This is a genomic window from Escherichia sp. SCLE84, assembly GCF_012584495.1.
Lineage (GTDB): Bacteria > Pseudomonadota > Gammaproteobacteria > Enterobacterales > Enterobacteriaceae > ECMA0423.
On sequence record NZ_CP051430.1, the window covers coordinates 709,556 to 732,662 of the forward strand.

Sequence of the window (23,107 nt, forward strand, 5' to 3'; positions counted from 1 at the left end):
TTATGAAATACAATAACATTATTTTCCTCGGTTTATGTCTGGGGTTAACCACCTATTCTGCTTTATCCGCAGATAGCGTTATTAAAATTAGCGGGCGCGTCCTCGATTATGGCTGCACAGTCTCATCGGATTCGCTTAATTTTACCGTAGATCTCCAAAAAAACAGTGCCAGACAATTTCCAACGACCGGTAGCACAAGTCCAGCCGTCCCTTTTCAGATTACGTTAAGTGAATGCAGCAAAGGGACAACGGGGGTTCGGGTTGCATTTAACGGTATTGAGGATGCAGAAAATAATACTTTGTTGAAACTGGATGAAGGAAGCAATACGGCCTCCGGTTTGGGTATAGAAATATTGGACGCAAATATGCGTCCGGTGAAACTGAATGACCTTCATGCCGGGATGCAGTGGATCCCACTGGTACCAGAACAGAACAATATTTTGCCTTACTCCGCTCGTCTGAAGTCAACTCAGAAGTCCGTCAATCCGGGACTGGTGAGGGCTTCGGCAACCTTTACCCTTGAATTTCAATAATCAGAGTCAGATATGAAAAGACTTCACAAGAGGTTCCTGTTAGCTACGTTTTGCGCGTTATTCACAGCAACTCTCCAGGCCGCCGATGTCACTATCACTGTTAATGGTCGGGTAGTCGCTAAACCCTGCACTATTCAAACCAAAGAAGCTAACGTTAATCTCGGGGATCTTCATACGCGCAATCTGCAACAACCTGGTTCTGCATCTGGCTGGCACAATATTACTTTGTCATTAACCGATTGTCCGGTTGAAACAAGTGCAGTGACGGCAATCGTGACAGGTTCAACTGACAATACGGGTTATTACAAAAATGAAGGTACTGCCGAAAATATTCAGATAGAGCTGAGGGATGACCAGGATGCGACGTTAAAAAATGGCGATAGCAAAACGGTTATTGTTGATGAGATCACTCGTAATGCACAGTTTCCACTTAAGGCAAGAGCTATCACGGTGAATGGAAACGCAAGCCAGGGAACGATCGAGGCGCTAATCAATGTGATCTACACCTGGCAATAACGTCGATTCGATTTTCTTAGCCTTCTTTTTAAATCAATTTTTTAACCTTAGGATATATCATGGGTAAAACAATCAGTATAAAGGTCCTGTTCGGTATTTATCTTCTATTAATGGCAGGTAAAGTTTTTGCCTTCAGTTGTAATGTCGATGGCGGGTCAAGTATTGGAGCTGGTACAACCTCTGTTTATGTTAATCTCGACCCTGTAATACAGCCGGGCCAGAATCTGGTTGTAGACTTGTCTCAGCATATAAGTTGCTGGAATGATTACGGCGGCTGGTACGACACTGATCATATAAACCTGGTACAAGGCTCAGCTTTCGCAGGCTCTCTACAGTCATATAAAGGATCGCTGTACTGGAATAATGTGACCTACCCCTTCCCGTTGACGACAAATACCAACGTATTGGATATTGGTGATAAGACACCGATGCCATTACCGTTAAAACTCTATATTACCCCAGTTGGGGCGGCCGGTGGAGTTGTCATAAAAGCGGGGGAAGTCATTGCCCGTATTCATATGTATAAAATTGCAACATTAGGAAGCGGAAATCCGCGTAATTTTACGTGGAATATTATTTCAAATAACAATGTTGTTATGCCAACAGGCGGCTGCACCGTTGATAGTCGTAATGTCACCGTGGATCTCCCGGACTTTCCTGGAAGCGCAGAAATACCCCTTGGCGTATATTGCTCAAGCGAACAAAAGCTCTCATTTTATCTTTCGGGTGCCACCACTGACAGTAGCCGACAAGTGTTTGCTAACACAGCACCTGATGCAACAAAAGCATCGGGAGTGGGTGTCACTCTAATGCGTAATGGAAAAATACTGGCTACGGGAGAAAATGTCTCCCTGGGGACAGTAAATAAAAGCAAAGTACCTCTGGGTTTAAGCGCAACCTATGGACAAACAGGAAACAAGGTTTCAGCCGGAACCGTCCAGTCAGTCATTGGTGTCACTTTTATCTATGAATAATTGTGATTTTGACCTTAGTCTATGCGCTCCATTCACGAAAATTGCGCGGATAATTATTTTGTGAAGGCTATTAGCCTACACCTGTAAGAAAATCCGCGCACAATTGAAGCCAGAGTCTTATTTTTTATATTGAAAAATATGTTAATTTAAACACTATGAGAGATGATGCTTAACTTATCGTATTTAATCTATTGTTTAACGATAATAGATTAAAAATAGAAAGAGAGTAGTCCCCTACTCTTATATATCCATGTTGGCGATAATCCCTTTGTATGTACTGTGCATCATCGCTATTACAAATCCTAATAATTCATTTCCACACAGGATAAGTAGATGAAGAAAAAAATTGAATCCTACCAGGGTGCTGCAGGTGGTTGGGGTGCTGTCAAATCCGTAGCGAATGCAGTACGTAAGCAGATGGATATACGCCAGGATGTTATTGCCATGTTTGACATGAATAAGCCAGAGGGCTTTGACTGTCCGGGTTGTGCATGGCCAGATCCTAAGCACAGTGCGTCATTCGACATTTGTGAAAACGGCGCAAAAGCAATCGCCTGGGAAGTCACGGATAAGCAGGTAAATGCCTCTTTCTTTGCTGAGAATACGGTTCAATCATTACTTTCCTGGGGAGATCACGAGCTTGAGGCTGCGGGACGTCTCACTCAGCCTTTGAAATATGATGCTGTCAGCGACTGTTACAAGCCATTAAGCTGGCAACAAGCTTTCGACGAAATTGGCGCACGCCTTCAAAGCTATAGTGATCCCAATCAGGTTGAATTCTATACTTCGGGCCGCACTTCCAATGAAGCTGCCTTTCTTTATCAGCTTTTTGCCCGTGAATACGGGAGCAATAACTTTCCCGACTGCTCCAACATGTGCCATGAACCGACAAGCGTGGGTTTGGCAGCGAGTATCGGTGTAGGTAAAGGGACCGTGTTGCTGGAAGACTTTGAGAAGTGCGATTTAGTCATTTGCATTGGGCATAACCCTGGTACAAACCACCCTCGCATGCTGACTTCGTTGCGCGCTTTAGTGAAACGGGGAGCGAAAATGATCGCCATCAATCCTCTACAGGAACGTGGCCTGGAGCGATTTACCGCACCGCAAAACCCGTTTGAAATGCTGACGAACTCTGAGACTCAGTTGGCCAGTGCCTACTACAACGTGCGCATTGGTGGCGATATGGCGTTGCTCAAGGGGATGATGCGCCTGTTAATTGAGCGCGATGATGCTGCAAGTGCCGCAGGTCGGCCCTCATTGCTTGATGACGAATTTATTCAAACGCATACCGTCGGCTTTGACGAGCTACGCCATGACGTTCTCAATTCCGAGTGGAAAGATATCGAACGTATTTCTGGACTAAGTCAGACACAAATCGCCGAACTGGCTGACGCATATGCCGCTGCCGAACGCACCATTATCTGTTACGGAATGGGGATCACTCAGCACGAACATGGTACCCAGAACGTACAGCAACTGGTCAATTTGCTGTTGATGAAAGGTAACATTGGCAAGCCTGGTGCGGGTATCTGCCCACTACGTGGTCACTCTAATGTACAGGGCGACCGAACCGTCGGTATCACCGAGAAACCGTCTGCAGAGTTTCTGGCTCGCCTGGGTGAGCGCTATGGCTTCACCCCACCTCATGCACCTGGACATGCTGCAATTGCCAGCATGCAAGCAATATGTACGGGGCAGGCTCGAGCATTGATCTGCATGGGGGGCAACTTTGCACTGGCAATGCCAGATCGGGAAGCGAGCGCTGTACCGTTAACGCAATTAGATTTGGCGGTACACGTAGCCACTAAGCTTAACCGCTCTCATCTGCTGACCGCACGGCATAGCTATATCCTGCCGGTTCTGGGGCGTAGCGAGATTGATATGCAAAAAAGCGGTGCGCAGGCGGTAACCGTTGAGGATTCAATGTCGATGATTCATGCCTCGCGTGGCGTGTTAAAACCCGCCGGTGTAATGCTGAAATCAGAGTGTGCTGTGGTCGCGGGAATCGCCCAGGCAACACTACCCCAGAGCGTGGTAGCCTGGGAGTATCTGGTGGAAGATTATGATCGCATTCGCAATGACATTGAAGCTGTGCTGCCAGAGTTCGCCGACTATAACCAGCGCATCCGTCATCCCGGTGGTTTTCACCTGATAAATGCAGCTGCTGAAAGGCGCTGGATGACGCCGTCAGGTAAGGCTAATTTCATTACCAGCAAAGGGCTGTTAGAAGATCCCTCTTCAGCGTTTAACAGTAAGCTGGTCATGGCGACAGTACGCAGCCACGATCAGTACAACACGACGATTTATGGTATGGATGATCGCTATCGAGGGGTATTCGGTCAACGAGATGTGGTCTTTATGAGTGCTAAACAAGCTAAAATTTGCCGTGTAAAAAACGGCGAAAGAGTTAATCTTATTGCGCTTACGCCAGACGGTAAGCGCAGCTCACGCCGCATGGATAGATTAAAAGTGGTCATTTACCCTATGGCTGACCGCTCACTGGTGACCTATTTTCCAGAATCGAATCACATGCTAACTCTTGATAACCACGATCCATTAAGTGGCATTCCTGGTTATAAAAGTATTCCGGTTGAATTAGAACCATCAAATTAATTCGCCTCCTCATTTCTTCTGCTGTCATCCGCACAGCAGAAGAATTTCTCATTGACTATTATCGCGCAATTTGCTCACATTGATTAAATTAAACCACACACTATAAGATATAAACTTCTGCCTACAGCTGTAAGAAACTCCGCTCAGTACTGAAGCACCAGTCCTATTTCCTCTTTTCTCCAGCCTGTTATATTAAGCATACTGATTAACGATTTTTAACGTTATCCGCTAAATAAACATATTTGAAATGCATGCGACCACAGTGAAAAACAAAATCACGCAAAGAGACAACTATAAAGAAATCATGTCTGTAATTGTGGTTGTCTTATTACTGACACTTACGTTGATAGCCATTTTTTCGGCAATTGATCAGCTGAGTATTTCAGAAATGGGTCGCATTGCAAGAGATCTTACACATTTCATTATCAATAGTTTGCAAGACTGAAAATAAACAGCAAATTATAAATGTGAAATGTTTAAAAGGTATCGATAAAACTTTATTGTTTTAAGGAGATAAAATGTCGCTCGTTTGTTCTGTTATATTTATTCATCATGCCTTCAACGCTAACATTTTAGATAAAGATTACGCCTTCTCTGACGGCGAGATCCTGATGGTAGATAACGCTGTTCGTACGCATTTTGAACCTTATGAGCGGCATTTTAAAGAGATCGGATTTACTGAAAATACCATTAAAAAATATCTACAATGCACTAACATCCAGACAGTGACGGTGCCTGTTCCTGCGAAGTTTTTACGTGCTTCAAATGTACCGACTGGATTGCTTAATGAAATGATTGCTTATCTCAACTCGGAAGAACGCAATCATCATAATTTTTCAGAACTTTTGCTTTTTTCTTGCCTGTCTATTTTTGCCGCATGCAAAGGTTTCATTACACTATTAACTAACGGTGTGCTATCCGTTTCCGGAAAAGTGAGAAATATTGTCAACATGAAGCTGGCGCACCCATGGAAGCTGAAAGATATTTGTGACTGCCTGTACATCAGTGAAAGCCTGTTGAAGAAAAAACTTAAGCAAGAGCAAACGACATTCTCACAGATTCTTTTAGATGCCAGAATGCAGCACGCAAAAAATTTGATACGCGTAGAAGGTTCAGTCAATAAAATTGCCGAACAATGTGGTTATGCCAGTACATCTTATTTTATTTATGCGTTCCGCAAACATTTCGGCAACAGTCCGAAGAGAGTTTCTAAGGAGTACCGTTGTCAAAGGCACACGGGTATGAATACGGGCAACACGATGAATGCTTTAGCTATTTGATTATTTGCTAACGAGTAGTCAACCACGCACCCTACGTAAAAATTAAAAATGGGGCAGTCATTCCCTGCCCCGCGTTGTTTTTAGGCGATATATTTATTGAAATAAATAAGTGACATTCATCACATATTTATGCATTTGCATAACCTGTTGCATGATTATTTATGATCTCAATTCGGCATTTTGTCAGTAAAATGCAATAATTTATTAAATATCAATAGATTAGTTGTTTATCGGCGAGAAATTACTTAGTAGAACAGAAAGTAATGTCAACGCTTTATGGACTGTTATTTCCCTTTTTTTAGCTAAATCTGCTATCTCTTTATGTGACTAACTTCACTTACACCCACTTATTTCTCTTCGTAAAATTACTTCGGAATTAAGTACAATAAGAAGAGGAACATTTATGAAGTCTGCATTAAAGAAAAGTGTCGTAAGTACCTCGATATCTTTGATACTGGCATCTGGTATGGCTGCATTTGCTGCTCATGCGGCAGATGATGTAAAGCTGAAAGCAACCAAAACAAACGTTGCTTTCTCAGACTTTACGCCGACTGAATACAGTACCAAAGGAAAGCCAAATATTATCGTACTAACCATGGATGATCTTGGTTATGGACAACTTCCTTTTGATAAGGGATCTTTTGACCCAAAAACAATGGAAAATCGTGAAGTTGTCGATACCTACAAAATAGGGATAGATAAAGCCATTGAAGCTGCACAAAAATCAACGCCGACGCTCCTTTCATTAATGGATGAAGGCGTACGGTTTACTAACGGCTATGTGGCACACGGTGTTTCCGGCCCCTCCCGTGCCGCAATAATGACCGGTCGAGCTCCCGCCCGCTTTGGTGTCTATTCCAATACCGATGCTCAGGATGGTATTCCGCTAACAGAAACTTTCTTGCCTGAATTATTCCAGAATCATGGTTATTACACTGCAGCAGTAGGTAAATGGCACTTGTCAAAAATCAGTAATGTGCCGGTACCGGAAGATAAACAAACGCGTGACTATCATGACAACTTCACCACATTTTCTGCGGAAGAATGGCAACCTCAAAACCGTGGCTTTGATTACTTTATGGGATTCCACGCTGCAGGAACGGCATATTACAACTCCCCTTCACTGTTCAAAAATCGTGAACGTGTCCCCGCAAAAGGTTATATCAGCGATCAGTTAACCGATGAGGCAATTGGCGTTGTTGATCGTGCCAAAACACTTGACCAGCCATTTATGCTTTACCTGGCTTATAATGCTCCGCACCTGCCAAATGATAATCCTGCACCGGATCAATATCAGAAGCAATTTAATACCGGTAGTCAAACAGCAGATAACTACTACGCTTCCGTTTATTCTGTTGATCAGGGTGTAAAACGCATTCTCGAACAACTGAAGAAAAACGGACAGTATGACAATACAATTATTCTCTTTACCTCCGATAATGGTGCGGTTATCGATGGTCCTCTGCCGCTGAACGGGGCGCAAAAAGGCTATAAGAGTCAGACCTATCCTGGCGGTACTCACACCCCAATGTTTATGTGGTGGAAAGGAAAACTTCAACCCGGTAATTATGACAAGCTGATTTCCGCAATGGATTTCTACCCGACAGCTCTTGATGCAGCCGATATCAGCATTCCAAAAGACCTTAAGCTGGATGGCGTTTCCTTGCTGCCCTGGTTGCAAGATAAGAAACAAGGCGAGCCACATAAAAATCTGACCTGGATAACCTCTTATTCTCACTGGTTTGACGAGGAAAATATTCCATTCTGGGATAATTACCACAAATTTGTTCGCCATCAGTCAGACGATTACCCGCATAACCCCAACACTGAGGACTTAAGCCAATTCTCTTATACGGTGAGAAATAACGATTATTCGCTTGTCTATACAGTAGAAAACAATCAGTTAGGTCTCTACAAACTGACGGATCTACAGCAAAAAGATAACCTTGCCGCCGCCAATCCGCAGGTCGTTAAAGAGATGCAAGGCGTGGTAAGAGAGTTTATCGACAGCAGCCAGCCACCGCTTAGCGAGGTAAATCAGGAGAAGTTTAACAATATCAAGAAAGCACTAAGCGAAGCGAAATAACTAAACCTTCATGCGGCGGAATTTTCCGCCGCCTTATTGAGCGAGATAGCGATGCACGTTACAGCCAAGCCCTCCAGTTTTCAATGTAATCTCAAATGTGATTACTGTTTTTACCTTGAAAAAGAGTCGCAGTTTACTCATGAAAAATGGATGGATGACAGTACTCTGAAAGAGTTCATCAAACAATATATCGCAGCGTCTGGCAATCAGGTCTATTTTACCTGGCAAGGCGGTGAACCCACTCTGGCTGGCCTGGATTTTTTCCGTAAAGTTATTCACTATCAACAACGCTATGCAGGCCAAAAACGTATTTTTAATGCATTACAAACGAATGGCATTTTATTGAATAATGAATGGTGTGCCTTTCTCAAAGAACATGAATTTCTGGTTGGTATCTCGATCGATGGCCCCCAGGAGTTACATGACCGTTACAGACGCAGTAATTCAGGTAACGGTACTTTTGCAAAAGTGATAGCAGCCATCGAGCGTCTGAAATCATATCGAGTAGAGTTTAATACGTTAACCGTCATTAATAACGTTAATGTCCATTACCCTCTTGAGGTTTATCATTTTTTAAAATCTATCGGCAGTAAACATATGCAATTTATCGAATTGCTAGAAACCTGGACGCCGAATATTGATTTCAGTGGTCATAGTGAGAACACATTCCGTATCATTGATTTTTCTGTGCCTCCCACGGCTTATGGCAAGTTTATGTCAACCATTTTTATGCAATGGGTTAAAAACGATGTGGGTGAAATTTTCATTCGTCAGTTTGAAAGCTTTGTCAGCCGTTTTTTGGGGAATGGGCATACAAGTTGTATTTTCCAGGAGTCCTGCAAGGATAATCTGGTTGTTGAAAGTAATGGAGACATTTACGAATGCGACCATTTTGTCTATCCACAGTACAAAATTGGAAACATTAATAAATCTGAACTCAAAACGATGAACAGTGTACAACTGACAGCGCAAAAAAAACGGATTTCAGCGAAATGTCAGCAATGTGCATATAAACCTATCTGCAATGGCGGTTGTCCTAAGCATCGTATTACTAAAGTAAACAATGAGACTGTTTCTTATTTTTGCGAAGGTTATAAAATCCTTTTTTCAACCATGGTACCTTATATGAACGCCATGGTGGAGTTAGCTAAGAACAGAGTACCGCTTTACCACATTATGGATGTTGCAAAACAAATGGAGAATAATTAATAACGCTCTCTTTTAACTCCATTCTTAGCCTCCTTCTTATGACCTTAACAAGGCACCCGACATAAATTCCTGTCGGGTGTTTCGTCATCATCATCTTCCCTTGCGAAAATCCTGGCTTACGTGGTATGCGTCAGGGCATTAGCAATACCCTTGATTATCAATAGCATAACCATAACCGATGAAAATGAAATATTTCTTTATATTTCATATTGTTAAGTGATACTTAAATAAATTTCATCAGTAAATCATTGCCATAGATAATCATTGGATGGCACAATCAATTTTCGCTAATGATAACCATTCCCATTACGTTTTGTATGTTGATAGCAAAGTATCTCTGTCTGCTGAAGCCCTTTTGGCTGCGTAAGAATAATAAAACTTCAGTGTTGTTAATCATTATTATCCTCGCAATGATCCTTGGCGTGGTTAAAATTCAGGTCTGGTTAAACGACTGGAATAATGATTTTTTCAATGCGCTAAGCCAGAAAGAAACCGATAAGCTTTGGCAGCTTGTCCTTTGGTTCCCTGCCCTGCTGGGGATCTTTGTATTAATATCCGTAAACAAAACATGGTTAATTAAACTACTGACTATTCGCTGGCGCGAATGGTTAACAGATTACTACCTTAATCGCTGGTTTGCAGATAAAAACTACTACTTCACGCAGATCTACGGCGAGCATAAAAATACAGATAACCCTGACCAACGTATCGCTGAAGACATTCTCTTACTGATCAGCAAAACGCTCAGTCTTTCATTTGGCTTCATCCAGTCACTTAGCATGCTGATCACCTTTACCGTTATTCTTTGGCAAAGCGCGGGTACGCTCTCATTCACTGTTGGTGGAACAGAATGGAATATCCAGGGGTATATGGTCTATACCGTCGTGCTCATTGTGATCGGTGGAACTTTATTTACCCATAAGGTGGGTAAACGTATTCGTCCGCTTAATGTGGAAAAACAACGTAGCGAAGCGACATTTCGAACTAATCTTGTGCAGCATAATAAGCAGGCAGAACTGATTGCGCTAAGCAATGCTGAGTCTCTACAACGCCAGGAGTTGCGCGACAATTTTCATACCATTAAAGAGAACTGGCATCGTTTAATGAATCGTCAGCGGTGGCTTGATTACTGGCAAAATATTTATTCGCGCTCGCTTAGCGTTCTTCCCTACTTTCTGTTATTGCCGCAGTTTATTAGCGGGCAGATCAATCTGGGCGGACTGATGAAATCGCGCCAGGCATTTATGCTAGTATCGAACAATTTAAGCTGGTTTATTTATAAATATGACGAACTTGCTGAACTGGCTGCGGTTATCGATCGCTTGTATGAGTTCCATCAACTCACTGAACAGCGCCCTACGAATAAGCCTAAAAATTGCCAACATGCGGTACAAGTGGCTAATGCGAGTATTCGTACGCCTGATAATAAGATCATATTAGAGAACTTGAACTTTCATGTTTCGCCAGGCAAATGGCTATTACTGAAAGGCTACTCTGGTGCGGGAAAAACCACACTGCTTAAAACATTATCCCACTGCTGGCCGTGGTTTAAAGGTGATATTTCTTCTCCTGCTGACAGTTGGTATGTGTCACAAACACCGTTAATCAAAAGCGGCTTACTGAAAGAGATTATTTGTAAAGCACTTCCCCTGCCCGTAGACGATAAATCGTTGAGCGAAGTACTGCATCAGGTTGGTCTGGGGAAATTGGCTGCGCGTATTCATGACCACGATCGCTGGGGAGATATTCTTTCCAGCGGCGAAAAACAACGTATCGCCCTGGCACGATTAATTTTACGACGTCCGAAATGGATATTTCTTGACGAAACTACCTCTCATCTTGAGGAACAAGAGGCTATACGCTTACTGCGTTTAGTGCGTGAAAAACTACCCACAAGCGGCGTCATTATGGTTACACATCAACCCGGTGTCTGGAACCTGGCTGATGATATTTGTGACATTAGCACGGTTTTATAACAACAATAAAAGCCCTGCTGTACGGAGATATAAATAAATGAAGCGAGTTCTTATTCCTGGCGTCATTTTATGTGGCGCTGATGTGGCGCAGGCCGTCGATGACAAAAACATGTACATGCATTTTTTTGAAGAGATGACGGTCTATGCTCCTGTCCCTGTACCCGTAAACGGCAACACGCATTATACCAGTGAAAGCATCGAGCGTTTACCGACCGGGAATGGCAATATCAGCGATCTGCTGAGAACCAACCCTGCGGTACGCATGGATTCAACGCAAAGTACCTCGTTGAACCAGGGAGATATTCGCCCTGAGAAAATCTCTATTCACGGTGCGTCGCCCTACCAGAATGCCTATTTGATTGACGGTATTAGTGCCACTAATAACTTGAACCCAGCGAATGAGTCCGATGCCAGTAGTGCAACCAATATTAGCGGGATGTCACAGGGGTATTATCTTGATGTCAGCTTACTGGACAATGTGACGCTTTATGACAGTTTTGTGCCGGTTGAATTCGGTCGCTTCAATGGCGGGGTAATTGATGCAAAGATCAAACGCTTCAACGCTGATGATAGCAGCGTGAAACTGGGTTATCGCACTACGCGTTCGGACTGGTTAACATCGCATATCGATGAGAATAACAAGAGCGCATTTAATCAAGGCTCTTCAGGAAGTACTTATTACTCCCCAGATTTTAAAAAGAACTTTTATACCTTGTCGTTTAATCAGGAACTCGCTGATAACTTTGGCGTTACCGCCGGTTTATCGCGCCGCCAGTCTGATATCACCCGCGCGGATTATGTTTCGAATGACGGCATTGTCGCCGGTCGGGCACAGTATAAAAACGTTATCGATACCGCATTGAGCAAATTTACCTGGTTTGCCAGCGACCGCTTTACCCACGATTTAACCTTAAAATATACCGGCTCCAGCCGTGATTATAATACCAGCACCTTCCCGCAGTCTGATCGCGAAATGGGTAATAAATCCTATGGTCTGGCATGGGATATGGATACGCAGCTCGCATGGGCCAAACTACGTACCACCGTTGGTTGGGATCATATTAGTGATTATACCCGTCACGATCATGACATCTGGTACACCGAACTTTCATGTACATATGGTGATATTACAGGGCGTTGCACCCGTGGCGGATTAGGACACATTTCCCAGGCTGTAGATAATTACACCTTCAAAACACGCCTGGACTGGCAAAAATTCGCCGTGGGTAATGTTTCGCATCAACCCTACTTCGGCGCGGAATACATCTATTCCGATGCGTGGACTGAACGCCATAACCAGTCTGAATCCTATGTGATTAATGCTGCCGGAAAGAAAACTAACCATACCATTTACCATAAAGGTAAAGGCAGCCTGGGAATTGACAACTACACGCTGTATATGGCGGATCGCATTAGCTGGCGTAATGTGTCATTAATGCCCGGCGTGCGGTATGACTATGACAACTATCTGTCAAACCACAATATCTCCCCGCGCTTTATGACGGAATGGGATATTTTTGCTAATCAAACCTCAATGATTACAGCAGGTTATAACCGTTACTATGGCGGGAATATTCTTGATATGGGATTACGTGATATCCGCAATAGCTGGACGGAATCGGTATCAGGTAATAAAACTCTGACGCGTTATCAGGATTTGAAAACGCCTTATAACGATGAACTGGCAATGGGATTGCAGCAGAAAATCGGTAAGAACGTTATTGCACGCGCAAACTATGTTTACCGTGAAGCGCATGATCAAATCAGCAAAAGCAGTCGTACCGACAGCGCGACTAAAACCACCATTACTGAATATAACAACGATGGCAAAACCAAAACGCATTCGTTCAGCCTCAGTTTTGAACTGGCCGAACCCCTGCATATCCGCCAGGTAGATATTAACCCACAAATTGTCTTTAGCTATATCAAGAGCAAGGGCAACTTGTCGTTAAACAATGGTTATGAGGAGAGCAATACCGGTGATAACCAGGTGGTTTATAACGGTAATCTAGTCTCTTACGATAGCGTTCCAGTGGCAGATTTTAATAACCCATTAAAGATCTCCTTAAACATGGATTTCACGCATCAACCGAGCGGGTTAGTGTGGGCGAATACGCTGGCCTGGCAAGAAGCGCGTAAAGCTCGCATTATCCTTGGTAAGACAAATGCGCAATACATCAGCGAATATTCAGATTACAAGCAGTATGTTGACGAAAAACTGGATAGCAGCCTGACCTGGGACACCCGCTTGTCCTGGACGCCACAATTTCTGAAACAACAAAACCTGACGATCAGTGCCGATATTCTCAATGTACTGGATAGCAAAACCGCTGTTGATACAACGAACACCGGTGTGGCGACCTACGCCAGTGGCCGTACTTTCTGGCTTGATGTCAGCATGAAATTTTAATAGTTCGGATTTTACTTAACCGGGTAAATTCGCCCGGTTTTCGCATGGAGATAATTATGAGAAACCTCTGTTTCTTACTGACGTTAGTGGCAACTCTGTTGCTCCCCGGGCGGCTGATTGCCGCCGCCTTACCGCAGGATGAAAAGTTAATTACCGGGCAACTGGGCAATGGCTTGCGATATATGATTTATCCGCATGCTCATCCAAAGGATCAGGTAAATTTATGGCTGCAAATTCATACCGGTTCATTGCAGGAAGAAGACAATGAGCGCGGCGTGGCTCATTTTGTAGAACATATGATGTTTAACGGCACAAAAACATGGCCGGGTAATAAAGTCATCGAAACATTTGAGTCAATGGGCCTGCGTTTTGGTCGCGATGTTAATGCCTATACCAGCTATGACGAAACGGTGTATCAGGTGAGTTTGCCGACTACGCAGAAACAAAATCTGCAACAAGTGATGGCAATCTTCAGTGAATGGAGTAATGCCGCAACCTTTGAAAAACTCGAAGTAGACGCTGAACGTGGCGTAATTACTGAGGAATGGCGTGCCCATCAGGATGCGAAATGGCGCACCTCTCAGGCGCGCCGCCCTTTCCTGCTGGCTAATACCCGTAATTTAGACCGTGAACCTATCGGCCTGATGGATACTGTCGCCACGGTCACACCGGCACAATTGCGCCAATTTTATCAACGCTGGTATCAACCAAATAATATGACCTTTATCGTGGTCGGCGATATCGACAGTAAAGAAGCGCTGGCGCTGATAAAGGATAATTTAAGTAAGCTTCCGGCTAACAAAGCAGCTGAAAATCGCGTCTGGCCGACAAAAGCCGAAAACCACCTGCGCTTTAATATCATTAATGATAAAGAAAACCGGGTGAACGGCATCGCACTCTATTATCGCCTGCCAATGGTACAAGTGAACGATGAGCAAAGCTTTGTCGAACAAGCTGAATGGAGCATGTTAGTTCAGCTGTTCAATCAACGTCTGCAGGAACGCATACAGTCGGGCGAGTTGAAGACTATTTCTGGCGGCACTGCGCGCAGCGTTAAAATTGCACCCGATTATCAGTCGCTGTTTTTCCGTGTAAATGCACGAGACGATAATATGCAGGATGCTGCGAATGCATTAATGGCAGAGTTGGCAACCATTGATCAGCATGGTTTTTCTGCTGAAGAACTCGATGATGTCAAATCTACCCGCCTCACCTGGCTGAAAAATGCGGTTGATCAGCAAGCTGAACGTGATTTACGTATGCTGACCAGTCGCCTGGCATCCAGCTCATTAAATAATACGCCGTTCTTGTCGCCGGAAGAGACATATCAACTTTCGAAACGTCTGTGGCAGCAAATTACCGTGCAAAGTCTGGCGGAAAAATGGCAGCAGTTAAGAAAGAACCAGGACGCATTTTGGGAGCAAATGGTAAACAATGAGCTTGCCGCCAAAAAAGCATTGTCTCCTGCGGCTATCCTGGCGCTGGAAAAAGAGTACGCCAACAAAAAGCTGGCGGCTTACATCTTCCCAGGCAGAAATTTATCGTTAACAGTAGACGCTGACCCACAGGCGGAAATTAGCAGCAAAGAAACGCTGGCTGAGAATCTGACATCATTAACACTTTCCAATGGTGCCAGGGTTATTCTGGCAAAATCCGCGGGTGAAGAGCAAAAGCTACAAATTACTGCCGTATCGAATAAAGGCGATTTAAGTTTCCCTGCGCAGCAAAAATCACTTATCGCGCTGGCAAATAAAGCAGTAAGCGGAAGCGGCGTTGGTGAGCTCTCCTCTTCCAGCCTGAAACGCTGGAGTGCGGAAAATTCGGTAACCATGAGCAGTAAAGTCAGTGGCATGAATACGTTGCTCTCCGTTAGCGCGCGGACTAATAACCCTGAACCTGGTTTTCAGTTGATTAACCAGCGAATCACCCACAGCACGATTAACGACAATATTTGGGCATCGCTACAAAATGCTCAAATTCAGGCGTTGAAAACGCTCGACCAGCGTCCAGCGGAGAAATTCGCCCAGCAGATGTATGAGACGCGCTATGCTGATGACCGCACGAAATTACTGCAAGAAAATCAGATTGTACAGTTTACTGCCGCAGATGCGCTGGCTGCCGATCGCCAGTTGTTTTCATCTCCAGCGGATATCACGTTTGTCATTGTCGGTAATGTCTCAGAAGACAAACTCGTGGCGTTAATTACGCGTTACTTAGGATCAATCAAACACTCTGATTCGCCATTAGCCGCAGGTAAACCATTAACTCGCGCGACGGACAACGCATCGGTTACTGTAAAAGAACAAAATGAACCTGTGGCACAGGTTTCACAGTGGAAGCGTTATGATTCCCGGACACCTGTTAATCTGGCGACGCGTATGGCGCTCGATGCTTTTAACGTCGCACTGGCAAAAGATCTACGTGTTAATATTCGTGAACAGGCATCTGGAGCATACAGCGTTTCTTCTCGCCTCTCGGTTGATCCTCAGGCCAAAGATATCAGTCATTTGCTGGCTTTTACTTGTCAACCAGAACGACATGATGAACTGTTAACGTTAGCGAATGAAGTGATGGTTAAGCGTCTGGCTAAAGGGATCAGTGAGCAAGAACTGAATGAATACCAGCAAAACGTTCAGCGCAGCCTCGATATCCAACAGCGTAGCGTTCAACAATTAGCGAACACTATTGTAAATAGTCTTATTCAATATGACGATCCTGCAGCATGGACTGAGCAGGAGCAATTGTTGAAACAAATGACGGTAGAGAATGTTAACACTGCCGTTAAACAATATCTTTCTCATCCGGTAAATACTTATACCGGAGTATTATTGCCAAAATAATAACAGCCCCGTCAACACATCGTTGGCGGGGATTTTAGCAATATTCGCTATTTTTATGTAATAATTTTATAAATGCGTTCAAAATAATAATCAAGTACTAATAGTGATATTTTAAGGTCTGATTTTTACGTGATAATTCAGGAGACACAGAATGCGCATAAAAATAACAGCATAAAACACCTTACCACCACCCAAGAATTTCATATTGTATTGTTTTTCAATGAAAAAATATTATTCGCGCAATATCTCACGATAAATAACATTAGGATTTTGTTATTTAAACACGAGTCCTTTGCACTTGCTTACTTTATCGATAAATCCTACTTTTTTAATGCGATCCAATCATTTTAAGGAGTTTAAAATGGATAAGAAGCAAGTAACGGATTTAAGGTCGGAACTACTCGATTCACGTTTTGGTGCGAAGTCTATTTCCACTATCGCAGAATCAAAACGTTTTCCGCTGCACGAAATGCGCGACGATGTCGCATTCCAGATTATCAATGACGAATTATATCTTGATGGCAACGCTCGTCAGAACCTGGCCACTTTCTGCCAGACTTGGGACGACGAAAATGTCCACAAATTGATGGATTTATCCATTAACAAAAACTGGATCGACAAAGAAGAATATCCGCAATCCGCAGCCATCGACCTACGTTGCGTAAATATGGTTGCCGATCTGTGGCATGCGCCTGCGCCGAAAAATGGTCAGGCCGTTGGCACCAACACCATTGGTTCTTCCGAGGCCTGTATGCTCGGCGGGATGGCGATGAAATGGCGTTGGCGCAAGCGTATGGAAGCTGCAGGCAAACCAACGGATAAACCAAACCTGGTGTGCGGTCCGGTACAAATCTGCTGGCATAAATTCGCCCGCTACTGGGATGTGGAGCTGCGTGAGATCCCTATGCGCCCCGGTCAGTTGTTTATGGACCCGAAACGCATGATTGAAGCCTGTGACGAAAACACCATCGGCGTGGTGCCGACTTTCGGCGTGACCTACACCGGTAACTATGAGTTCCCACAACCGCTGCACGATGCGCTGGATAAATTCCAGGCCGACACCGGTATCGACATCGACATGCACATCGACGCTGCCAGCGGTGGCTTCCTGGCACCGTTCGTCGCCCCGGATATCGTCTGGGACTTCCGCCTGCCGCGTGTGAAATCGATCAGTGCTTCAGGCCATAAATTCGGTCTGGCTCCGCTGGGCTGCGGCTGGGTTATCTGGCGTGACGAAGAAGCGCTGCCGCAGGAACTGGTGTTCAACGTTGACTACCTGGGTGGTCAAATTGGTACTTTTGCCATCAACTTCTCCCGCCCGGCGGGTCAGGTAATTGCACAGTACTATGAATTCTTGCGCCTCGGTCGTGAAGGCTATACCAAAGTACAGAACGCCTCTTACCAGGTTGCCGCTTATCTGGCGGATGAAATCGCCAAACTGGGGCCGTATGAGTTCATCTGTACGGGTCGCCCGGACGAAGGCATCCCGGCGGTTTGCTTCAAACTGAAAGATGGTGAAGATCCGGGATACACCCTGTACGACCTCTCTGAACGTCTGCGTCTGCGCGGCTGGCAGGTTCCGGCCTTCACTCTCGGCGGTGAAGCCACCGACATCGTGGTGATGCGCATTATGTGTCGTCGCGGCTTCGAAATGGACTTTGCTGAACTGTTGCTGGAAGACTACAAAGCCTCCCTGAAATATCTCAGCGATCACCCGAAACTGCAGGGTATTGCCCAGCAGAACAGCTTTAAACATACCTGATAACGTTTAACGGTAACGGTGTCCCGAAACGAACCCGTTTCGGGACAATTTCCAAAGTCTGTTCACTGGCATTAGCAACGGAAAATATTGTTCTGAATACGCTTCAGAACAAAACAGGTGCGGTTCCGACAGGAATACCGTTTTAGGGGGATAATATGGCTACATCAGTACAGACAGGTAAAGCTAAGCAGCTCACATTACTCGGATTCTTTGCCATAACGGCATCGATGGTAATGGCTGTTTATGAATACCCTACCTTCGCAACATCGGGCTTTTCATTAGTCTTCTTCCTGCTATTAGGCGGGATTTTATGGTTTATTCCCGTGGGACTTTGTGCTGCGGAAATGGCCACCGTCGACGGCTGGGAAGAAGGTGGTGTCTTCGCCTGGGTATCAAATACTCTGGGGCCGAGATGGGGATTTGCAGCGATCTCATTTGGCTATCTGCAAATCGCCATTGGTTTTATTCCGATGCTCTATTTCGTGTTAGGGGCACTCTCCTACATCCTGAAATGGCCAGCGCTGAATGAAGACCCCATTACCAAAACTATTGCAGCGCTCATCATTCTTTGGGCGCTGGCATTAACGCAGTTTGGTGGCACGAAATACACGGCGCGAATTGCTAAAGTTGGCTTCTTCGCCGGTATCCTGTTACCTGCATTTATTTTGATCGCATTAGCGGCTATTTATCTGCACTCCGGTGCCCCCGTTGCTATCGAAATGGATTCGAAGACCTTCTTCCCTGACTTCTCTAAAGTGGGCACCCTGGTTGTATTTGTTGCCTTCATTTTGAGTTATATGGGCGTAGAAGCTTCCGCAACCCACGTCAATGAAATGAGTAACCCAGGGCGCGACTATCCACTGGCTATGTTACTGCTGATGGTGGCGGCAATCTGCTTAAGCTCTGTTGGTGGTTTGTCTATTGCGATGGTCATTCCGGGTAATGAAATCAACCTCTCCGCAGGGGTAATGCAAACCTTTACCGTTCTGATGTCCCATGTGGCACCGGAAATTGAGTGGACGGTTCGCGTGATCTCCGCACTGCTGTTGCTGGGTGTTCTGGCGGAAATCGCCTCCTGGATTGTTGGTCCTTCTCGCGGGATGTATGTCACAGCGCAGAAAAACCTGCTGCCAGCGGCATTCGCTAAAATGAACAAAAATGGCGTACCGGTAACGCTGGTCATTTCGCAGCTGGTGATTACTTCTATCGCGTTGATCATCCTCACCAATACCGGTGGCGGTAACAACATGTCCTTCCTGATCGCTCTGGCGCTGACGGTGGTGATTTATCTGTGTGCTTATTTCATGCTGTTTATTGGCTACATTGTGTTGGTTCTTAAACATCCTGACTTAAAACGCACATTTAATATCCCTGGTGGTAAAGGGGTGAAACTGGTCGTGGCAATTGTCGGTCTGCTGACTTCAATTATGGCGTTTATTGTTTCCTTCCTGCCGCCGGATAACATCCAGGGTGATTCTACCGATATGTATGTTGAATTACTGGTTGTTAGTTTCCTGGTGGTACTTGCCCTGCCCTTTATTCTCTATGCTGTTCATGATCGTAAAGGCAAAGCGAATACCGGCGTCACTCTGGAGCCAATCAACAGTCAGAACGCACCAAAAGGTCACTTCTTCCTGCACCCGCGTGCACGTTCACCACACTATATTGTGATGAATGACAAGAAACACTAACCATGTCTGAATGGTTATAAGACAAGGGAGCGATAAGTCATCGCTCCCTTTTTCGTGCTTGCTGTCGTATTGACTTAACCGGGATAAGTACGAGAATGAGCGCACATCTGTTTACCGGAAACCAGCACATATGGATATCTGCTCCCGAAACAAGAAATTAACGATTAGAAGACCAGCGATACTAGTTGCACTGGCACTTTTACTGTGTAGTTGTAAAAGCACGCCTCCAGAGTCCATGGTGACACCACCAGCAGGTTCAAAGCCACCAGCCACGACGCAACAATCGTCACAACCGATGCGTGGCATCTGGCTGGCCACGGTTTCTCGGCTCGACTGGCCACCGGTTTCCTCGGTTAACATTAGTAACCCCACCAGCCGGGCCAGTGTACAACAACAGGCGATGATCGACAAACTGGATCATCTGCAACGTCTCGGCATAAACACGGTCTTTTTCCAGGTCAAGCCGGACGGTACCGCCCTGTGGCCATCGAAAATTTTGCCGTGGTCCGATCTTATGACCGGTAAGATTGGTGAAAATCCGGGTTACGATCCGCTGCAATTTATGCTCGACGAAGCCCACAAGCGTGGGATGAAAGTACACGCCTGGTTTAACCCCTATCGCGTATCGGTTAATACGAAGCCCGGTACTATCAGGGAACTGAATAGCACTCTGTCTCAACAACCGGCGAGCGTCTATGTGCAACACCGTGACTGGATCAGAACGTCTGGCGATCGCTTTGTCCTCGACCCGGGCATCCCTGAGGTTCAGGACTGGATCACATCAATAGTCGCTGAAGTGGTTTCCCGCTATCCGGTAGATGGCGTGCAGTTTGACGACTATTTCTATACTGAATCACCGGGTTCACGGCTAAATGATAACGAAACGTACCGTAAATACGGAGGCGCATTTGCGTCAAAAGCAGACTGGCGGCGCAACAATACTCAGCAGTTAATTGCAAAGGTATCACACACCATTAAAAGCATTAAGCCGGGAGTCGAATTTGGCGTTAGCCCGGCAGGCGTGTGGCGTAACCGATCACACGATCCGCTCGGTTCCGATACCCGAGGCGCGGCAGCCTATGACGAATCCTACGCTGACACCCGTCGATGGGTGGAACAAGGATTGCTGGATTACATTGCTCCCCAAATTTACTGGCCGTTCTCACGGAGTGCCGCGCGTTATGACGTGTTGGCAAAATGGTGGGCGGATGTCGTTAAACCGACCAGGACCCGCCTGTATATCGGTATCGCCTTCTATAAAGTGGGTGAACCTTCAAAGATAGAGCCAGACTGGATGATTAACGGCGGCGTACCGGAACTGAAAAAGCAGCTCGATCTTAACGATGCGGTACCAGAAATTAGCGGCACCATCTTGTTCCGTGAGGACTATCTGAATAAACCGCAGACTCAACAAGCGGTCAGCTATCTGCAAAGTCGTTGGGGCAGTTAAACTCCCATGCTTACTTTGTAACAAGCCGGTGCTTTACCCACCGGCGTGTTACACCTTGTGAAATATCCCACTAGTAATCATGCTTACATAAGTCAAATTAACCACGCAATTAACCACACTTAGTTAAACAGCTATAAATCCCTAATAAAAATGTATGAATATGAAAAACCATACGATATTCGCTGTCACCGAAAAATAATTACGATGGGCTATACTCTTCTGAAGAACAGTAGCGTAGATTGAAACTGTCCTAAGTCGCTTATTTCTTTTCAGTATATCTTCATATTTCAGGAGAATATGGTGCAGTTAGTCGATCTCGCACGTTGCGTTTCGTTTTGATTCCGTCTGATTTCCCAGCCTTATAAGGGTGTGAATTATGGAGATGTATTTTAAAAGAATGAAAGATGAGTGGACCGGACTTGTCGAACAGGCAGATCCTCTCATTCGTGCTAAAGCCGCAGAAATTGCCGTTGCGCATGCTCATTATCTGAGTATCGAGTTTTATCGAATTGTCCGCATCGACCCGCATGCCGAAGAATTCTTGAGTAATGAACAAGTTGAGCGGCAGTTGAAAAGTGCGATGGAACGCTGGATTATTAACGTGCTTTCTGCCCAGGTTGACGATGTCGAAAGGCTAATACAAATCCAGCATACCGTCGCGGAAGTGCATGCCCGCATAGGAATTCCGGTAGAAATTGTCGAGATGGGGTTTCGGGTGCTGAAAAAAATCCTCTATCCGGTAATCTTCTCTTCGGATTATTCCGCCGCAGAAAAACTTCAGGTCTACCATTTCTCGATTAACAGTATTGATATCGCTATGGAAGTGATGACCCGCGCGTTTACCTTTAGTGACAGTAGTGCCTCAAAGGAAGATGAAAACTATCGTATCTTCTCGTTACTGGAAAACGCCGAAGAAGAAAAAGAACGGCAAATAGCCTCAATACTTTCATGGGAAATAGATATTATCTATAAAGTCCTGCTGGATTCTGATTTAGGCAGCAGTTTGCCTTTAAGCCAGGCTGATTTTGGCCTGTGGTTTAACCATAAAGGTCGACATTATTTTAGCGGCATTGCCGAAGTGGGCCATATCTCCCGTCTGATTCAGGATTTCGACGGTATTTTCAATCAAACCATGCGTAACACCAGGAATTTGAATAACAGAAGTTTGCGGGTGAAATTTCTATTACAGATAAGAAATACCGTATCGCAGATTATTACCTTGCTGCGTGAATTGTTTGAAGAAGTATCGCGCCACGAAGTCGGTATGGATGTACTGACGAAATTACTTAACCGCCGTTTCCTGCCGACTATCTTCAAACGCGAAATTGCCCATGCCAACCGGACCGGTACACCACTGTCAGTGCTGATTATTGACGTTGATAAATTCAAAGAGATCAACGATACGTGGGGCCATAACACTGGCGATGAAATTCTGCGTAAAGTCTCTCAGGCCTTTTATGACAACGTCCGCAGTAGTGATTATGTTTTCCGCTACGGGGGCGATGAATTTATCATTGTTTTGACTGAAGCTTCGGAAAACGAAACGTTACGTACCGCAGAACGTATTCGCAGTCGGGTGGAGAAAACCAAACTGAAAGCCGCAAACGGCGAGGATATTGCCCTCTCACTTTCCATCGGTGCCGCCATGTTTAATGGTCATCCTGACTATGAGCGCCTCATTCAAATAGCCGATGAAGCTCTGTATATCGCCAAAAGACGAGGTAGAAACCGTGTTGAACTCTGGAAAGCCAGTCTTTAGATGCGCCA

16 protein-coding genes are annotated in these 23,107 nt (G+C 45.1%); 15 read left to right on the forward strand and 1 reads right to left on the reverse strand.

Going from position 1 to position 23,107, the window contains the following annotated elements; genetic code table 11:
* Positions 1-2 precede the first annotated feature (2 nt).
* The 8 genes from HGD79_RS03745 to HGD79_RS03780 all read left to right on the forward strand — a co-directional run bounded on the left by HGD79_RS03745 (position 3) and on the right by HGD79_RS03780 (position 9,211).
* Positions 3-533: a fimbrial protein gene (locus HGD79_RS03745; protein WP_000876763.1), complete on the forward strand. Its 531-nt coding sequence runs from the start codon at positions 3-5 to the stop codon at positions 531-533.
* A 12-nt stretch (positions 534-545) separates the two neighbouring features.
* Entirely contained in the window at positions 546-1,049 is a 504-nt protein-coding gene (locus HGD79_RS03750) for a fimbrial protein (protein WP_109553913.1), read from the forward strand.
* Between the two features lie 59 nt (positions 1,050-1,108).
* On the forward strand, positions 1,109-2,023 hold the full coding sequence (locus tag HGD79_RS03755; protein ID WP_000520676.1) for a fimbrial protein: 915 nt from the start codon (positions 1,109-1,111) through the stop codon (positions 2,021-2,023).
* Positions 2,024-2,356: 333 nt separating this feature from the next.
* On the forward strand, positions 2,357-4,636 hold the full coding sequence (gene ydeP / locus HGD79_RS03760; RefSeq protein ID WP_001402249.1) for an acid resistance putative oxidoreductase YdeP: 2,280 nt from the start codon (positions 2,357-2,359) through the stop codon (positions 4,634-4,636).
* A gap of 247 nt (positions 4,637-4,883) precedes the next feature.
* Positions 4,884-5,081: a two-component system connector SafA gene (safA, locus tag HGD79_RS03765; protein ID WP_000543394.1), complete on the forward strand. Its 198-nt coding sequence runs from the start codon at positions 4,884-4,886 to the stop codon at positions 5,079-5,081.
* 73 nt (positions 5,082-5,154) lie between these two features.
* Positions 5,155-5,916: an acid stress response transcriptional regulator YdeO gene (gene ydeO / locus HGD79_RS03770; protein ID WP_000060489.1), complete on the forward strand. Its 762-nt coding sequence runs from the start codon at positions 5,155-5,157 to the stop codon at positions 5,914-5,916.
* Positions 5,917-6,319: 403 nt separating this feature from the next.
* Positions 6,320-8,002, forward strand: coding sequence for a sulfatase (locus HGD79_RS03775; protein WP_001295684.1), 1,683 nt, complete (start codon positions 6,320-6,322; stop codon positions 8,000-8,002).
* A gap of 51 nt (positions 8,003-8,053) precedes the next feature.
* Entirely contained in the window at positions 8,054-9,211 is a 1,158-nt protein-coding gene (locus tag HGD79_RS03780; RefSeq protein WP_168848304.1) for an anaerobic sulfatase maturase, read from the forward strand.
* Here the strand turns inward: HGD79_RS03780 and HGD79_RS03785 are convergent.
* Positions 9,177-9,299, reverse strand: coding sequence for a protein YneP (locus HGD79_RS03785; protein ID WP_120795387.1), 123 nt, complete (start codon positions 9,297-9,299; stop codon positions 9,177-9,179). The two genes, HGD79_RS03780 and HGD79_RS03785, sit on opposite strands and share 35 nt — an antisense overlap.
* 202 nt (positions 9,300-9,501) lie before the next feature.
* On the opposite strand from HGD79_RS03785, the gene HGD79_RS03790 reads away from it, so the two are divergent.
* The 7 genes from HGD79_RS03790 (at position 9,502) to dosC (ending at position 23,099) form a co-directional block, all read left to right on the forward strand.
* Positions 9,502-11,187 (forward strand): ABC transporter ATP-binding protein/permease, encoded by a 1,686-nt coding sequence (locus tag HGD79_RS03790; protein WP_000628542.1) that lies wholly within the window; start codon positions 9,502-9,504, stop codon positions 11,185-11,187.
* Positions 11,188-11,224: 37 nt separating this feature from the next.
* On the forward strand, positions 11,225-13,597 hold the full coding sequence (locus tag HGD79_RS03795; RefSeq protein WP_000832460.1) for a TonB-dependent receptor plug domain-containing protein: 2,373 nt from the start codon (positions 11,225-11,227) through the stop codon (positions 13,595-13,597).
* A gap of 56 nt (positions 13,598-13,653) precedes the next feature.
* Complete coding sequence (locus tag HGD79_RS03800; RefSeq protein ID WP_001245021.1) at positions 13,654-16,437, forward strand: M16 family metallopeptidase; 2,784 nt, start codon at positions 13,654-13,656, stop codon at positions 16,435-16,437.
* A gap of 361 nt (positions 16,438-16,798) precedes the next feature.
* Positions 16,799-18,199 carry a glutamate decarboxylase gene (locus HGD79_RS03805; RefSeq protein ID WP_000358930.1) on the forward strand — a complete coding sequence of 467 codons (1,401 nt, stop codon included), beginning with the start codon at positions 16,799-16,801 and terminating at the stop codon, positions 18,197-18,199.
* A gap of 155 nt (positions 18,200-18,354) precedes the next feature.
* Positions 18,355-19,890 (forward strand): acid resistance gamma-aminobutyrate antiporter GadC, encoded by a 1,536-nt coding sequence (gene gadC, locus HGD79_RS03810; protein ID WP_000246019.1) that lies wholly within the window; start codon positions 18,355-18,357, stop codon positions 19,888-19,890.
* Positions 19,891-20,020: 130 nt separating this feature from the next.
* Positions 20,021-21,340 carry a glycoside hydrolase family 10 protein gene (locus tag HGD79_RS03815; RefSeq protein ID WP_168848305.1) on the forward strand — a complete coding sequence of 440 codons (1,320 nt, stop codon included), beginning with the start codon at positions 20,021-20,023 and terminating at the stop codon, positions 21,338-21,340.
* A 376-nt stretch (positions 21,341-21,716) separates the two neighbouring features.
* Positions 21,717-23,099, forward strand: a complete 1,383-nt coding sequence (gene dosC / locus HGD79_RS03820) for a diguanylate cyclase DosC (RefSeq protein ID WP_000426277.1) — start codon at positions 21,717-21,719, stop codon at positions 23,097-23,099.
* Positions 23,100-23,107 lie beyond the last annotated feature (8 nt).

What these genes read in the sequence shown, in the direction of transcription:
- HGD79_RS03775 (WP_001295684.1), top strand. Translation starts at nt 6,320, where the DNA reads ATGAAGTCTGCATTAAAGAAAAGTGTCGTAAGTACCTCGATATCTTTG.
- dosC (WP_000426277.1), top strand. Translation starts at nt 21,717, where the DNA reads ATGGAGATGTATTTTAAAAGAATGAAAGATGAGTGGACCGGACTTGTC.
- HGD79_RS03805 (WP_000358930.1), top strand. Translation starts at nt 16,799, where the DNA reads ATGGATAAGAAGCAAGTAACGGATTTAAGGTCGGAACTACTCGATTCA.
- HGD79_RS03815 (WP_168848305.1), top strand. Translation starts at nt 20,021, where the DNA reads ATGGATATCTGCTCCCGAAACAAGAAATTAACGATTAGAAGACCAGCG.
- HGD79_RS03750 (WP_109553913.1), top strand. Translation starts at nt 546, where the DNA reads ATGAAAAGACTTCACAAGAGGTTCCTGTTAGCTACGTTTTGCGCGTTA.
- HGD79_RS03795 (WP_000832460.1), top strand. Translation starts at nt 11,225, where the DNA reads ATGAAGCGAGTTCTTATTCCTGGCGTCATTTTATGTGGCGCTGATGTG.
- HGD79_RS03745 (WP_000876763.1), top strand. Translation starts at nt 3, where the DNA reads ATGAAATACAATAACATTATTTTCCTCGGTTTATGTCTGGGGTTAACC.
- HGD79_RS03755 (WP_000520676.1), top strand. Translation starts at nt 1,109, where the DNA reads ATGGGTAAAACAATCAGTATAAAGGTCCTGTTCGGTATTTATCTTCTA.
- HGD79_RS03800 (WP_001245021.1), top strand. Translation starts at nt 13,654, where the DNA reads ATGAGAAACCTCTGTTTCTTACTGACGTTAGTGGCAACTCTGTTGCTC.
- HGD79_RS03780 (WP_168848304.1), top strand. Translation starts at nt 8,054, where the DNA reads ATGCACGTTACAGCCAAGCCCTCCAGTTTTCAATGTAATCTCAAATGT.
- HGD79_RS03785 (WP_120795387.1), bottom strand. Translation starts at nt 9,299, where the DNA reads ATGACGAAACACCCGACAGGAATTTATGTCGGGTGCCTTGTTAAGGTC.
- ydeO (WP_000060489.1), top strand. Translation starts at nt 5,155, where the DNA reads ATGTCGCTCGTTTGTTCTGTTATATTTATTCATCATGCCTTCAACGCT.
- gadC (WP_000246019.1), top strand. Translation starts at nt 18,355, where the DNA reads ATGGCTACATCAGTACAGACAGGTAAAGCTAAGCAGCTCACATTACTC.
- safA (WP_000543394.1), top strand. Translation starts at nt 4,884, where the DNA reads ATGCATGCGACCACAGTGAAAAACAAAATCACGCAAAGAGACAACTAT.
- ydeP (WP_001402249.1), top strand. Translation starts at nt 2,357, where the DNA reads ATGAAGAAAAAAATTGAATCCTACCAGGGTGCTGCAGGTGGTTGGGGT.
- HGD79_RS03790 (WP_000628542.1), top strand. Translation starts at nt 9,502, where the DNA reads ATGATAACCATTCCCATTACGTTTTGTATGTTGATAGCAAAGTATCTC.